The organism is Streptomyces violens, assembly GCF_000717745.1.
Taxonomy (GTDB): domain Bacteria; phylum Actinomycetota; class Actinomycetes; order Streptomycetales; family Streptomycetaceae; genus Streptomyces; species Streptomyces violens.
On sequence record NZ_JOBH01000008.1, the window covers coordinates 253,636 to 268,631 of the forward strand.

Genomic DNA, 14,996 nt, shown 5'->3' on the forward strand with positions numbered 1-14,996 from the left:
ACGGAATACCGGAAGGCACACATGGCCATCTCACGACGCGTGGTTCTGGGCGGCGCCGGCGCCTCCCTCGGTGGAGTCCTCGGTGCACAGTTGGCGTTGGGTTCCACGGCCCGGGCGGCCGGGCGGGCGGAGCCGGGGGCGTTGGGCGCGCGGCGCGAGAGCGACTTCTGCCGCGGGTGGCGGTTCGCCCTCGTCAACACCACCGGCGAGGAGGCGCCCCGGCCCGCGGCCGGCGATCCCGCCTGGCGCGACGTGGACGTCCCGCACGACTGGAGCATCGGCCTGGACCCTGTCAAGGACGACCGCACCACGGCGGGCTCGGGCTACCTCCCCGGCGGTCTCGGCTGGTACACCAAGACCTTCACACTCCCGGCGGAGACCGCGGGCAAGCGGATATCCGTGGAGTTCGACGGCGTGTACATGGACGCGCAGGTGTACCTCAACGGGGAGCTGGTCGCCACCCACCCGTACGGCTACACCGGCTTCGCCGTGGACCTCACCGACCGCGCGCACACCGACGGCCGGACGGCTGACACCCTGTCAGTACGGGCACGCAACCAGGTGCCGAGCAGCCGCTGGTACTCCGGCAGCGGCATCCACCGGGACGTGCGCCTCGTCGTCACCGATCCCGTGCACATCGTCCGGCACGGAGTCACGGTCACCACGCCGGACCTCGCGCGGACCGTCGAGAAGGGCCATGCCGCGGTCCGCGTCGCGGTGGCCGCAGTGAGCGAGGAACAGCGGTCCGTACGGGCCCAGGTGACGGCGACGGTCCGGGACGCGGACGGCCGGGGGGTCGGGTCGGTCTCCGCCCCGGCCACCCTCACCAGCGATTCCACAACGACGGCACTCGACCTGCGCATCGACAAGCCCCGCCTCTGGTCGGTCCGACGCCCCCACCTCTACACCGTCGACACCCGCATCACCGTCGGCGACCGGGTCGTCGACGAGACGCGCACCTCCTTCGGGCTGCGGTGGACCACCTTCGACCCCGACCATGGCTTCTCGCTCAACGGCGAACGGATGAAGCTGCGGGGCGTCAATCTGCACCATGACCTCGGTGCGCTGGGCGCCGCCTTCCACCCCGACGCGGCCCGGCGGCAGTTGGAGATCATGCGGGAGATGGGCGTCAACGCCCTGCGGACCTCGCACAATCCGCCGGCGCCCCAAGTGGTCGCGCTCTGTGACGAGTTGGGGATTCTGCTCCAGATCGAGGCGTTCGACTGCTGGCGCACGCCGAAGAACCCGTACGACTACGGCCGGTTCTTCGACGAGCACAGCGAGGCCGATATCAAGGAGATGGTGCACGCGGCCAAGAACTCACCCGCCGTGGTGATGTGGTCCATCGGCAACGAGATCCCCGACAGCACCAGCGAGGCCGGCGTGGCGATGGCCGAGCGGCTGATCGAGGCCGTGAAGTCGGTCGACACCACCCGTGCCGTGGTGATCGGCTCGGACAAGTACCGCAGTGTGCCGAAGGACGGTTCACCGCAGGACCGCATCCTCCGCATGCTCGACGGCGTCGGGCTCAACTACAACACGGCCGCCTCCGTCGACGCGCTGCACAAGAAGTACCCGGACACCTTCTTCTTCGAGTCCGAGAGCTCGTCGAGCACCTCGACGCGTGGTGTGTACGAGAGCCCCGGCCGGCTCAACACGGGTGAGAACTACACTCCCGGGCGGCGCGGCGCCTCGTCGTACGACAACAACCTCGAGTCGTGGACGATGAGCGGTGAGTACGCCCTGAAGAAGGACCGGGACCGGGAGTTCTTCGGCGGCCAGTTCCTGTGGACCGGCATCGACTACATCGGCGAGCCGACGCCGTACGACGACGTCTTCCCGGTGAAGTCCTCGTTCTTCGGCGCCGTCGACACCACCGGCTTCCCCAAGGACCAGTTCTCGCTCTTCCGCAGCCAGTGGAGTGAGACGCCCATGGTGCATCTGGTGCCCATGGACTGGACCGGGCACCGTCCCAAGGACACCGTGACCGTCTGGGCGTACTCCAACGCCGACAGTGTGGAGCTGTTCCTCAACGGCCGGTCGCTGGGGGTGCGCCGCTTCGACCGGAAGAAGACGACGGACGAGCGGGAGTACCTGGAGACGACCGAGGCGACGGGGGACGACAAGACCGTCACCTCGGGCCCGTACCCGGGCAGTTACACCAGCCCCAACGGCAGCGCGGGCCGGCTCCACCTCACCTGGCAGGTGCCCTTCGAGGCGGGCAAGCTCGTGGCGGTGGCGCGCCGGAACGGACGCGAGGTCGCCCGTGACACGCTGCGGACGGCGGGCGAGGCCGCGGCGGTGCGGCTGACGCCGGACCGGCAGGAGACGACCGCGGACGGCCTGGTCTTCGTCACCGCCGAGGTCACCGACTCCCGGGGCGTCCTCGTGCCCGGCGCCGAGCACGCGCTGGCCTTCCAGGTGACCGGCGGGCACCTGGTCGGCGCCGACAATGGACAGCAGGAGAGCGCCGAGAACTATCAGTCGCCCGTCCGGTCCGCCTTCCACGGGAAGGCGCTGGCGATCGTCCGGCCCGCCGATGGGGCCGCGGCGGTCACGGTCACGGCACGGGCGAAGGGGCTGCATACAGCGTCGGCCCGGATCCGTGTCACGGGGCGCGGGCGGGGCGCCTCCGGGCCCCTCGCCCCCGCGGCCACCGGTGTGCGGGAGGACACCTCCGGCGGCCCCACCGCGGACGCGAGCTTCTCCGGCGCGCCGGACACCGTGCCCGCCGCGATGCTCGACGGCGACGCGGCCACGGGCTGGTCCAACCACTACCGCATGGCGGCGACGGCCCTGCTGCCCGCCATCAGCGCGGCGCGGGCGAAGGACTGGGTGTCGGTCACATGGCCACGCCGTCGCCACGTCTCCGGTCTGGACGTGTCGTTCACCACGGACGACGACACGTACGCACTGCCCGAGGCGATCGCCGTCAGCTACTGGGACGGCAAGGAGTACGTACCGGCCGACCACGTCCGCGTCAGATGGGCCGACGCCTCCGACTCCCCCACCCGGGTCACATTCGACGCCGTCCGCACCAGCCGCGTCAGGCTGGAGCTGACGAGCCGTCACCCCGATGAGGCAAACGGGTTCTTCCGCATCGTCCGGCTCGCCGCTGCTGAGTGAGGCTTCAGGGACGCCCGGCCGGCGGGACCTCCTCGCCGGCCGGGACCGGCCCCGGAGGCGTGCCGTCGCCGAAGGGGCGGCCGCCCAGCTCCTCCCGGTGGTGCGGGGTCAGCCAGCCGGCGAGGTCGGGGCCGCGGGGGACGATGGCGGTCGGGTTGATGCCGGTGTGCACCTGGTAGTAGTGCCGCTTGATGTGGTCAAAGTCGACCGTGTCGCCGAACCCGGGCGTCTGGAAGAGGTCCCTCATGTATGCCCACAGGACCGGGTCCTCGGCCAGCTTGTACCGGTTGCACTTGAAATGGCCGTGGTAGACGGCGTCGAACCGCACCAGCGTGGTGAACAGCCGGATGTCCGCCTCGGTGAGGGTGTCGCCGACCAGGTACCGGCGGTCGGCCAGCCGCTGCGAGAGCCACTCCAGGCGGCGGAACACGTCCTCGTACGCCTCCTCGTACTCACTCTGTCCGGTCGCGAACCCGGCCCGGTACACGCCGTTGTTGACGTCCCGGTAGACCCCCTCCATCACCTCGTCGATCTCGGCGCGCAGCGGCTCCGGGTAGAGGTCGGGCGCGCCGGGGCGGTGCAGCGCGGTCCACTCGGTCGCGAGGTCGAGGGTGATCCGCTGGAAGTCGTTGGTGACGAGCTTTCCGCTCGGTACGTCGACGATCGCGGGCACGCTGACCCCGCCGGGGTACCCGGTCTCGCGCGCGTCGTACGCCTCGCTGAGGTAGCGGATGCCGAGGACGGGGTCGCGGCCGTCCGGGTCCAGGGTGAAGCGCCAGCTCCGGTCGTCCTGGATCGGGTCGGCGATGGCCAGCGACAGCGCGTCCTCCAGACCGAGCAGCCGCCGGGAGATCAGGGCGCGGCTGGCCCAGGGGCAGGCCCGGCTGACCACCAGGCGGTACCGGCCGGCCTCGACGGGCCAGCCGTCCCGGCCGTCCGCGGTGATCCGGTCCGCGAAGTGGCTCCGGGACCGCTTGAACCTCTTTCTGCCGTACTCGGTGTTGCCCTCGGGGGCGTTGGTGGTGGGCATGTGGGTCCCTCCGATGTGCGGGGTGCCGGTCTCTCCGGAAGGGGTTCCCGCCATGATCCGCTCCTCACCACACATCAGCCGCGCGGGCCACGGGCAGCGCTCTCACTGCCGATGACCACCGTCGCGTACTCCTCCTCCGAGGTGACCACGCGCGGTGTCAGGCCGCTGCGGCGGAACACCTCGGCGGCCGACGCCGCCTGACGTTCACTCGTCTCGACCAGGAGGTGGCCGCCGGGCGCAAGCCACTGGGGCGCCGCGGCCGTCACCCGGCGCAGGATGTCGAGGCCGTCGGCGCCGCCGTCCAGCGCGACCAGCGGCTCGTGGTCGCGGGCCTCCGGCGGCAGCAGGCCGACCTGCTGCGTAGGGACGTACGGAACGTTGGCGACGAGGACGTCGATGCGGCCGCGCACGGCTGCCGGCAGCGCCTCGTACAGGTCGCCTTCGCTCACCTCGCCCACGGTGGTGGGGATGTTGCGGCGGGCGCAGCGGACCGCGGCCGGGTCGATGTCGGCCGCGTACAGTTCGACGCCGGGCGCGGGCACGGCCGCGGCCAGCGCGGCACCGACCGCGCCGGAGCCGCAGCAGAGGTCGACGACGACGGGACGGACCGCCTCGGGCTCCTCGGTTCCGGCTCCCCGTGCGGTCGTCCGCGCGACGGTAGCGAGCGTGATCGCCTGCCGGGCGAGGAATTCCGTGCGGCGGCGGGGTACGAAGACGCCGGGGGCCACGGCCACCCGCAGACCGCAGAACTCCGCCCAGCCCACGACCAGTTCGAGCGGCAGACCGGCGGCGCGCCGCGCCACCATGGCGTCGAGTGCGGCCGGGGTGCCGGCCGCGGCGAGGAGCAGGTCCGCCTCGTCCTCGGCGAAGACCGAGCCCGTGGCCCGGAGTCGGGCGACGGCGGCGGCGCGGAGGGAAGAAAGAAGGGGGGACGCGAGAAGTGACATGGGAGCCTTTCGGATGTGCCTGGCGACTGCCGGGCACGCTCCCTCGCTACGGCCCGCTACGCCGTTGGCGCCGCGGGGACCGCGCGGATGCGAGCAGGGAGAACCCGGCCTGGTACAGCGGTAATGGGTCTCACCTCCTCGGTCGTCAACGGTCACTGCGGTTGCCCACAGTACCTGACGACCGGCGGGCCGCGCCGTCCACCGCGGTACGGGGTCCGGGTACCACAGCAGTGCGGGCCCGCCGGTCCGGTCTCCGGTGCCGGACGACACCGGCACTGTGAGACTCGTTGTCACCAATGCCCACATCGAACCGCGGCCACACGACGTACCACGCACAACGCACGGCACCCACGCACGCAATCCACGCGGACACGCCGATAGATGGGTGAATAAGACAGGACAGCACGTGCGTGGGGCTGTACTGGGCCATACCTCCCTTCATTGCCGTTGTCCCAAGGAGAGACATGCGCATCCGTGCCACCCTGGCCGCCCTCACCCTCGCCTCCGCCGGCCTCGCCGCCAGCGCGGGCACTGCCGTTGCCGTCGGTAACGACGGCGGTGCCCACAACCTCAGCGGCAACGGTGCCTCGACGTCGTACGGGAACTCGGCCACGCACGGCCACCAGAGCCCGCAGGCGGGCCTGGTCCAGAACTCGCTCAACGACCTGTGCGTCGGCCTGCCGGCCAAGGTCAACGTCGGTTCGCTGATCGGCCTGATCCCGATCACCGTTCAGGACGTCAACGTCCTGGCGAACCCGCAGAACCAGCAGTGCACCAAGAACTCCACCCAGAACAAGGGCGACGAGCCGCTGTCGCACCTCATCGACGACCTCTCGGTGCTCTCCGAGAACGGTCACGGCAACGGCTGAGCCGTACCCGACACCCCCGCGGGGCACCACCGTCACGGCGACGGTGGTGCCCCGCGGCACGTCCCCGCTCCCCCACATGCGAGGGCGCGCACCGGCGACCACAATGGGAGGGCCGGGACCTGCGGCGCGCCCGGCGTCGCGCCGGCCGTCCGGCATGGGAGGTACGGTTCATGACCACTGCCGGAGACATCATGCACCCCGGCGCCCAGTGGATCCCCGAGGACGCGACCCTGGACCGCGCGGCGCAGCTGATGCGGGAGCTCGATGTGGGAGCCCTGCCGATCAGCGACGCGAACGAGCGGTTGTGCGGCATTCTCACCGACCGCGACATCGTGGTCGGCTGCGTGGCCATGGGGCACGACCCGTCCCAGGTCACGGCGCACGAGATGGCCAAGGGCACGCCCCGCTGGATCGACGCGGGTGCCGACATCAGCGAAGTGCTGAAGGAGATGCGGGGCCACCAGATCCGCCGGCTGCCGGTGATCGAGAACAAGCGGCTGGTCGGCATGATCACCGAAGCCGATCTGGCCGGTCACCTCACCGATGACCAGATGGCCGACTGGACCGAAAGCATCACGGCACAACGCTGATCACCCCACGTCATGCATCCGTCGTGGGCCCGCGCCGCGGGCCCACCGCCGGTTCGGCGGGTGTTCTCGGTACGCAGGACACAACGGGGCCCGTTGGGCGTACGGTGGTCCATGGCGCGAGGTGGTCGCGCGAGGAGGCCGGCCGTGGAGGCGACGTTGAAGACGGTGATCGCCGGAGAGCTGGTGGAGCTGCCGGGCACCATCGCCGGTATCCGCGCCGTCCTCGACGAGGAGCAGGCGCGCGCTTTCGACCAGGAGATCCCGCACGTCCCGGCCGACGAGCTGCCCGCCAGACTGGCCCGGTGGGCCCTGGGCGGCACCGGCGCCGACCTCGAGGACCAGGAGCTCTTCGAGCGCCTGGAGCGCGGCGAGGACATCGGTGCCGTACCGGCCGACGACAGCCGGCCGGAGGTGGCGTGACCCGCCGCCTCCAGTACGCACCCCCTGCCGACCAAGCCCGCGACTCCATGGACACCGGCCTGCGCACCCGCTTCGACGCGGCCATGCGCCGCCTCGCCGACGACCCGTACGGCCACGGCTCCACAGCCATAAAGAAAGAACGCGAGCGCCGGGAAGCCACCATCGCCGGCGTCGTCATCCGCTACTACGTCAGCGAAAGCGTCCTCACGGTCACGGTCGTGCGCATCGTGTACTTCTGACGCTTCACCCCCCGTACCCGCAAGACCCCCCACCCGCCAGCAGTCGTTCCACCTCACTGTGGGCCGCGTTGACGATTCGTATGACGGCCTCGGCGGCTTCGGTCGGGCGGCCGGAGGCTACCGCGGCGGCGACCTTCTGGTGGCGGTGGACGGCGGTCATGTCGATGTCGGGGGGCATCAGGGCGAGGTCGTGGCGGGCTGTGAGGAGTTCCTCCGTGACCTCGGCCAGTTGGGCGAACATGCCGTTGCCGGAGGCGGTGAGCAGTGTGCGGTGGAAGGCGGCGTCCGCTGCGACGAAGCGCGCGCGGTCGTCGGCGCGGGCGGCTGCCGCCATGGCGTGGGCGTGGGCGGTCAGTGCGGCGCGGGCGTCCGGGGAAGCGCCGGACGCGGCGAGCGCGGCGGCGGACGGTTCGACGGCGGCCCGCAGTTCGGCCAGTTCGCGGAGCTGGGACTCGCGCCGGGGGGACGCGAGGCGCCAGCGGATGATCTGCGGGTCGTAGAGGTTCCACTCGGTGAGCGGGCGTACGGTGATGCCGACGCGGGGACGGCTGGTGACGACCCGTTTGGACTCCAGGACGCGGACGGCCTCACGCGCGACCGTGCGCGAGACGCCGTACCGCTCCTGTATGTCCTCCAGGCGCAGTACCTCGCCCGCGCGGATCTCGTCCGCGGCGAGGGATCGGCCGATGCGGTCGACCACCTGCCCGTGCAGGCCCTGGAGTTCCACGCCGGGCCTCAGAACGCCTGTCGGGGCGGTGTGGAGTCGGTCGCGCCGCGCAGGAAGTCCAGGTCGACGCCGGTGTCGGCCTGGGTGACGTGCCGGTCGTAGAGGTAGCTCCAGCCGCGTTCCGCGGGCGCGCGGGGCGGCTGCCAGGCCGCGCGGCGGCGCTCCAGTTCGTCGTCCGCGATCAGGACGTCGAGGCGGCGGGCCGGTACGTCGAGGCGTACGGAGTCGCCGGTGCGGACGAGGGCGAGCGGGCCGCCGACCGCCGCTTCGGGGGCCACGTGCAGGACGCAGGTGCCGTACGCGGTGCCGGACATCCGGGCGTCGGAGATGCGGACCAGGTCGCGGACGCCGGCGTCGAGGAGCTTCTTGGGGAGCTGTACGTTGCCGACCTCGGGCATGCCGGGGTAGCCCTTCGGGCCGGTGTTGCGTACGACGAGGACGGTGTCGGCGGTGACGTCGAGGTCCGGGTCCTCGGCGACGGCGAGGTAGTCCTCCAGTGAGTCGAAGACCAGCGCGGGCCCGGTGTGGCTGAGCAGCTTGGGGTCGGCCGCCGACTGTTTGATGACCGCGCCGTCGGGGGCGAGGTTGCCGCGGAGTACGGCCGTGCCGGTGCCGGCGGGCTGGACGGGGCGGTCGAGCGGGCGGATGACCTCGCGGTCGTGGACCTCGGCGCCGGCGCAGTTGTCGACCAGGCTGCGCCCGGTGACGGTGACGGTGTCGTGGTGCAGATGGTCGCGGAGGTCGTTGATCAGGGCCGGGAGCCCGCCCGCGTACGCGAATTCCTCCATCAGGAAGCGGCCGGACGGCATCAGGTCGATGAGCAGCGGGAGTTCGGCGCCGAGGCGGTCGAAGTCGTCCAGCGCGAGCGGTACGCCGAGGCGTCCGGCGAGGGCGAGGAGGTGCAGGACGGCGTTGGAGGAGCCGCCGATGGCGGCGTTGATGCGAATGGCGTTCTCGAAGGCGGCGCGGGTCATGATGCGCTGCGGGGTGAGGTCGGAGCCGGCCAGTTCGACGGCGCGGATGCCGGTCTCCTCGGCGAGGGTGCCGCGGCGGGAGTCGACGGCGGGCAGTCCGGAGCCGCCGGGGACCATCATGCCGAGCGCTTCGGTGAGGCAGGCCATGGTGGAGGCGGTGCCCATGGTCATGCAGTGGCCGGCGCTGCGGGTCAGCGCAGTCTCGAACTCGGTGAACTCCTCCTGGGTGACCGTGCCCGCGCGCAGCTCCTCGGTCATCCGCCAGACGTCCGTGCCGGAGCCGACGGCGCGGCCCCGGAAGCGGCCGTTGAGCGTGGGCCCGCCGGTGAAGACGAGCGCGGGGACGCCGGCGCTGGCGGCGCCCATGAGGGCCGCGGGGGTGGTCTTGTCGCAGCCGGTGAGGAGGACGACGGCGTCCAGGGGGTTGGCGCGGATCTGCTCCTCGATCTCCATGGCGGCGAGGTTGCGGTACAGCATGGTGGTCGGGCGCATGATCGGTTCGCCGAGCGACATCGCGGGGAACTCCAGCGGGAAGCCGCCGGCCTGCAGTACGCCGCGCTTCACGGCGTCCGCGAGGATCTGCAAGTGGCCGTTGCAGGGCGTGAGTTCGGAGTAGGTGTTGCAGATGCCGATGACCGGGCGGCCGTCGAAGTTGTGCCCGCCGCGGCCCATGGCGCGCAGGGAGTGCCGGGCGATGAAGCCGTTCTTGCCGCCGTCGCCGAACCAGGCGCGGGAGCGGAGCGGTGCGGTGGCACCGGTGGGCTGCTGCCGGTCGTTCACTGCCATGTGAAGTCCTTCCGACGCGGTGCGGGGCGGCCGTGTCCAAGCCGTGTCCTACCGACCCCTTCAATGGTGCTATCAAAGCACGATACGGTCCCGCCGCGTCCAGAGTTCGACGACGAACGAGCCGACGAAGTGGAGAGCCGAGTGGAGAAGCAAGCCATGAAAGCGGTCACCTGGCGGCTGATGCCGTTTCTTGTGCTGCTCTATCTCGTGGCGTATGTCGACCGCTCGAACGTCGGCTTCGCCAAACTGACGCTCCAGCACGAACTGGGCCTGTCCAACGCCGCGTTCACCCTCGGCCAGGTCGCGTTCTTCGTCGCGTACGCGGTGTTCGAGGTGCCCAGCAACATCTACCTGGAACGGTTCGGCGCGCGCCGCTGGTTCACCCGCATCATGCTGAGCTGGGGCCTGGTCACGGTCCTCACCGCGGCGGTCAGCACCACCTGGCAGTTCTACCTCGCCCGCTTCCTGCTCGGCCTCGCCGAAGCGGGCTTCTACCCGGGCGTGCTGTACTTCCTCACCAAGTGGTACCCGTACCGCTACCGCGCCCGGGTCGTCGGCTGGTTCATGATGTCCCAGCCGCTCGCCTTCATCCTCGGCAATCCGTACATGGGCGCGCTCGGCGGGCTGCACGGCACGTTCGGGCTGGAAGGCTGGCAGTGGATCTTCATCGCGACGGGCATCCCGGCCGTCGTGCTGGCCTTCGTCACCCTGCGCGTGCTGCCCGACGGGCCGGAGCGCGTGCGCTGGCTGAGTACGGAGGAGCGGGGCTGGCTCGCCGCCGAGCTCGCCGCCGAGGCCGATTCCGTGGGCACCGCGCACGGCAGTCCGCTGCGGGCGCTGCGTGACCCGCGGGTGGTCGCCATGGCCCTGTATTTCCTCTGCTTCCCGCTGGGCTGTTACGGGCTGAGCTTCTGGCTGCCGACGATCGTCGACGGCTTCGGCGGGCTGTCCACGACGGCCACCGGCTTCATCACGGCGATCCCGTACGTCTTCGTGGCCCTCGGCCTGTACGTGGTCCCCAAGCTCGCCGACCGCAGCGGGGCGCGCTATTCGTGGCTCGCCGGGTGTGCGGCGCTCGGCGCAGCCGGCCTGGCGGGCAGCGCGCTGGTCGGCAATCACGTCGTACAGGTGGCCCTGATGAGCCTCGCCGCGGTCGGCCTCTACGCGGGCCAGCCCGTCCTGTGGACGCTGCCCTCCCGCTTCCTGACGGGCGTGCAGGCCGCGTCCGGCATCGCGATGATCAACGCGGTCGGCAACCTGGGCGGCGGTTTCGGACCGATGGGCATCGGTGTCATCACCGACCGCACCGGCTCCGCCGTGACGGGCCTGTGGTTCCTGGTCGCCGCGATGGCCGTCGCCACGGTCGCCACTTTCGGCATCCGCCGGCTGATCGAGGGCGGCGGTACGGCGGCGCCCGCCCCGCGGGACCCGTCCCCGGAGCGGACAACAGCCTGAGCCCCCTCGTCCGTACCGTGCGCCTCACGGCCGCCGAACTCTCCCGGCGGGTGGCCTGAAACACCCCGGCCCCCGGTGTACAGCGCGACCCGTCGGCGCCGCTCGCCACCCCTGCCACCAGGCACGATGCATACCGGCCGTTTGGGGGGCAGGTTCGCGACACGCTCGCGCGAAAACTCATAGAGCATCAATTCACGTCATATTCTCCGGTTCTGTGGAGAAGCGTGACGATGTGGTCGTGTCAGGCATGGTCCGGGAAGCGGCGTGTCCTCCGCCCCCTGTGTGGGCAGCACGCCGCCTGAAGGTGTGCTTCCTCCTTTTCAACCTCTACGGCATCGGCGGCACCATCCGCTCGACCGTCAACCTCTCCGGCGCCCTGGCGGACGCCGGGCACGACGTCGAGATCGTCTCGATGATCAGGACCCGGGCCGCCCCGGCGCTGCCCGTCCATCCACGGGTACGAATCGTGCCGCTGGTCGAGGCCCGCAGGAATCAGCCCGGCTTCGACCCGGCGCACGACCCGAAGGGCAACCCCTCGCGCGTCTACCCGTCCTGCGACGGCCCGTACAAGCTGTGCAGCGCGCTGGTCGACGCGCGGATCGAGGAGTACCTGCGGGACACCGACGCGGACGTGGTCATCGGGACGCGGCCCGGCATCAACGTCTACCTCGCGCGCTTCGGACCCGCCCGCGCGCTGCTCGTCGGGCAGGAGCACCTCACGCACGACATGCACCGGCCGCAGGTCCGGACGGCACAGAACGCGGCGGTGGCCCACCTGGACGCCTTCATCACGGTGTCCCGGCAGGACGCGAAGATCTACCGCGAGGCGCTGCCCGACGTCGCCACGGAGATCCGCTGCATTCCCAACGCGGTGCCGCAGCCGGACGTGTCGCCCTCCTCGGGGCGCAACAAGCTGGTGGTCGCGGCCGGCCGGCTCATCCGCATCAAGAACTATCGACTGCTGATCGACGCGTTCGCGCGCGTGGTGGAGCAGCGGCCCGACTGGAAGCTGCGGCTGTACGGGCGCGGCCCCGAGGCGCGGGCGCTGCGGTCCCGCATCCACGAGCTGGGGCTGTGCGAGCAGGTGACGATGATGGGCGCGCATGCGCCGATCGAGCCGGAGTGGGCCAAGGGGTCGATCGCGGCGGTCTCCTCGGACGGCGAGTCCTTCGGGATGACGATCGTGGAGGCGATGCACGCCGGGCTGCCGGTGGTCGCCACGGACTGCCCGTTCGGGCCCGGCGAGATCATCTCCAATGGGGTGGACGGGCTGCTCGTCCAGCCGGGGAACGCCGAGGAGTTCGCCGCGGCGCTGCTGGAGCTGATCGCGGACGACGAGCGGCGGGCCGCGATGGCCGCGGCGGCGCGCGCCAAGGCGCTGGACTACGCGCCCTCGGCCGTCGCCCACGCCTACGTCAAGCTCTTCGAGGATCTCGCCGCGAAGACGGGCAAGTGCTGCGCTCCCCCGGAGGCGCGGAAGGAGCTCACCGGGGCGCATGCGCTGGGCGGGTACGCCGGTACCGCGGGGCAGGGCAGGGCGCTGCGCGCGGGCAAGACGCTCGCCCGGCGCATGGCACGCCCCCTGCTCCAGCGCCCGGCGACCGCCGTGCCACTGCTCGGAATACTGCGGAAGGTCTCCCCCGCGGCTGCCGCGCGGGCCGACGGCACGGCACGCAGGCTGCGCCCCGAGGCGCGCTGCGCGGTGGCCGAGGACGGCGCGCTGGTCCTGACGTTCCCCGCCGCGGGGCTGACCGGCCCCGCCGACCTGGTACTGCGCCGCCGCAACTCCGCCGAGGAGCTGCGGGTGCCGCTGCCGCCGCCCGTCCGGGAGGGCCGCGGCGGCCCGTACCGGGTCCGGCTGCGGCTGGCCCGGGTGCCGCTCGCCGAGGGGCACTGGGAGGCGTGGGTACGGCGGCGCGCGGACGGGGCGCTGCGGCCCGTGCGGTCCACGATGGTCGAGCGGGCCGCGCTGGTCGGCCGGGGCCCGGAGGTGGCCGACGGCGCCGTGCGGTCCTGGATCCCGTACGCCACCGAGCGCGGGCGGCTGGAGCTGCGCGTGTGGCAGCGCGCTGCCCACGCGGAGGCGGTGTGGGTCGCGGTCGGGCCTTCGGTCACGTACGTCGAGGCCGAGTTGCTGGGCACGGAGCCCTCGTCGGAGGCGGTGGTGACGGCGACGCGCCGCGGCGCGCGGCCGACGGTGCTGCGGCTGCCCGCGACGGAGCTGGGCGCCGGCCGGTTCTGCGTGCTGCTGCCGCACGAGGACTTCACCGGCCGGGTGGCCGGGTCGGTGCCGCGGGACCGGGAGTTCTGGGACCTGCGCCTGATGCTGCCGGGCGGCATGGCCGTACGGATCGGGCGGATCGGCGGGGACATCGTCGCGCGCAAGGACATCGACACTCATCCGTCGGCGTTCCGCGGCGAGGGCGCGGCCCGCGCGCGGGTCCGCCCGTACTTCACCGACGCCAACGACCTGGCCCTGGTGGCCGCGCCGGCTCCGGCGCCGGACACCGTGACCGTCCACGCGGCCGCACCGCGGTGCGCGCATCTGCGGAACGGCTGAGCGACCGGGAACGGCTGAGCGATCGCCTGTTCGCCGGGCGGAACGTGTGAGCCGCTGAGCCGGCGGGTGCGGCCCGCCGGCGCGCCTCAGTTCACAGCGACTTCGTCGTGCCGGCGAAGACCGACCAGGTCACCGGGCGGCCCAGGAAGGGGCTGAAGGAGCGGGCGCGCGGGCTGGGGGCGCTGCGCCGGCGGGTCGCGCGGTGTCCGGTGCCGCCGGCCGTCTCGGCGCCTCGTGCGTCGGCCACGGTCGGGAAGGGCGTCCCGAACACGCCGTGCCAGATCCCGATCGCGCCGGTGTGGTCGCCGGCCTGCTCCCGGCGGCGGGCCTCGGCGGCCTGTGCGGCCAGTGCGGTCAGCACCTCGGCGCGGGCCGCGCGCTGTGTCTCGGTCCAGTCGGCGGTGAGGTCCTCGGAGCCGGTGGGGTCCAGGACGGGGCCGGTGACGGCCTGCGCGGCGTGCGCGAGGGTGCTCGCGATGGCGTCGGTGTGCTGCCGCGGTCCGGAGACCGCTTCGTAGGCCAGCGCTTCCCACAGGAGGCCGCTGGTCCCGTGCAGTTCGGGGTGGTCGCCCCTTAACGCCTTGAGCATGCGGACCTGGTGGACGAAGCGGCCGTCGGTGGCGTGGTCGTGCCGGCCGATGACGCGGTTGAGCGTACGGACGGTGGAGCGCTCCCAGGTGTCCCGCTCCCAGTTGGCGGTGAGCAGGTCGGTGCAGCGCGGGTCGGCGAGGGCCGGGGTCAGGCCGAAGGTCACGTCCAGGTCGGCGAAGGTGACCTGGAGGGCGCGGGAGGTGCGGTCCTCGTCGCCGAACCGGGAGCCGGGGAACGCCTCGGTGACGGTGTCACAGAGCATCGCCATGGCGTCGGCGGCGCCGCCGGGGCGCTTGACGAGGCGGGCGAAGCGCCGGTGGAAGACCATGACCATGCCGATGTCGTCCAGCGGGGCGATGCGGGTCTTGCGCGCGAAGCTGCCCTGCAGGCAGGAACTTTCGATCAGGCCCGCGTTCTTCAGCGCCGCCGTGATCTGGCGGTGCCGGCGACGGGCCCTCTCGTAGCGGCCGGGTTCCAGGGCGAGAGCCTGGTCGAAGTCGCCGAATGCGGTCCTGGCGGTGTACGTCATCGCGAAGGGCTCGTTTCTCTCGACGTGAGCGGGACGAGGGGGCATGCCGGATGTTCCGGTTGGGCGCCGGCGGCCGGGCCGAACGCTTCCGGGGAGGAGCGAGCGTAGCGGGGAATCGTTTCAGCGGAAGGGGTCGAACGTGTCACATCATGC

Annotated in this window: 12 protein-coding genes; 7 read left to right on the plus strand and 5 right to left on the minus strand. The window is 72.0% G+C overall.

The annotated features are described in order from the left end of the window. The first annotated feature begins 21 nt into the window (after nt 1-21). Nucleotides 22-3,126 carry a glycoside hydrolase family 2 TIM barrel-domain containing protein gene (locus IF04_RS0117330; RefSeq protein ID WP_030257735.1) on the plus strand — a complete coding sequence of 1,035 codons (3,105 nt, stop codon included), beginning with the start codon at nt 22-24 and terminating at the stop codon, nt 3,124-3,126. Nucleotides 3,127-3,130: 4 nt separating this feature from the next. On the opposite strand, the gene IF04_RS0117335 is transcribed toward IF04_RS0117330, so the two are convergent. Both IF04_RS0117335 and IF04_RS0117340 read right to left on the minus strand, forming a co-directional pair. Beyond that, complete coding sequence (locus tag IF04_RS0117335; protein ID WP_030257737.1) at nt 3,131-4,156, minus strand: glutathione S-transferase family protein; 1,026 nt, start codon at nt 4,154-4,156, stop codon at nt 3,131-3,133. A 74-nt stretch (nt 4,157-4,230) separates the two neighbouring features. After that, nucleotides 4,231-5,103: a putative protein N(5)-glutamine methyltransferase gene (locus IF04_RS0117340; RefSeq protein WP_030257738.1), complete on the minus strand. Its 873-nt coding sequence runs from the start codon at nt 5,101-5,103 to the stop codon at nt 4,231-4,233. A gap of 464 nt (nt 5,104-5,567) precedes the next feature. Here IF04_RS0117340 and IF04_RS0117345 point away from each other — a divergent pair, with 464 nt between their 5' ends. From IF04_RS0117345 to IF04_RS0117360, 4 genes are all read left to right on the plus strand, one after another. Further along, the gene (locus tag IF04_RS0117345; RefSeq protein ID WP_030257740.1) at nt 5,568-5,972 is read left to right on the plus strand and encodes a rodlin; all 405 of its coding nucleotides are present in this window, start codon (nt 5,568-5,570) and stop codon (nt 5,970-5,972) included. 170 nt (nt 5,973-6,142) lie between these two features. After that, nucleotides 6,143-6,562 (plus strand): CBS domain-containing protein, encoded by a 420-nt coding sequence (locus IF04_RS0117350; protein ID WP_030257742.1) that lies wholly within the window; start codon nt 6,143-6,145, stop codon nt 6,560-6,562. 144 nt (nt 6,563-6,706) lie between these two features. Continuing rightward, on the plus strand, nt 6,707-6,982 hold the full coding sequence (locus tag IF04_RS0117355) for a hypothetical protein (protein ID WP_051831321.1): 276 nt from the start codon (nt 6,707-6,709) through the stop codon (nt 6,980-6,982). Between the two features lie 47 nt (nt 6,983-7,029). Further along, nucleotides 7,030-7,221: a hypothetical protein gene (locus IF04_RS0117360; protein ID WP_245654428.1), complete on the plus strand. Its 192-nt coding sequence runs from the start codon at nt 7,030-7,032 to the stop codon at nt 7,219-7,221. Nucleotides 7,222-7,225: 4 nt separating this feature from the next. On the opposite strand, the gene IF04_RS0117365 is transcribed toward IF04_RS0117360, so the two are convergent. Further along, on the minus strand, nt 7,226-7,948 hold the full coding sequence (locus IF04_RS0117365) for a FadR/GntR family transcriptional regulator (RefSeq protein ID WP_051831322.1): 723 nt from the start codon (nt 7,946-7,948) through the stop codon (nt 7,226-7,228). Between the two features lie 8 nt (nt 7,949-7,956). Then, nucleotides 7,957-9,708, minus strand: coding sequence for an IlvD/Edd family dehydratase (locus IF04_RS0117370; protein WP_030257752.1), 1,752 nt, complete (start codon nt 9,706-9,708; stop codon nt 7,957-7,959). Nucleotides 9,709-9,864: 156 nt separating this feature from the next. Between IF04_RS0117370 and IF04_RS0117375 the strand changes: the two genes are divergently transcribed. Further along, entirely contained in the window at nt 9,865-11,163 is a 1,299-nt protein-coding gene (locus IF04_RS0117375) for an MFS transporter (protein ID WP_051831337.1), read from the plus strand. Between the two features lie 247 nt (nt 11,164-11,410). Continuing rightward, entirely contained in the window at nt 11,411-13,723 is a 2,313-nt protein-coding gene (locus IF04_RS0117380) for a glycosyltransferase family 4 protein (protein WP_245654429.1), read from the plus strand. A 91-nt stretch (nt 13,724-13,814) separates the two neighbouring features. Here IF04_RS0117380 and IF04_RS0117385 read toward each other — a convergent pair whose 3' ends face one another. Then, nucleotides 13,815-14,843 (minus strand): SMODS domain-containing nucleotidyltransferase, encoded by a 1,029-nt coding sequence (locus tag IF04_RS0117385; RefSeq protein ID WP_051831324.1) that lies wholly within the window; start codon nt 14,841-14,843, stop codon nt 13,815-13,817. Between the last annotated feature and the right edge of the window lie 153 nt (nt 14,844-14,996).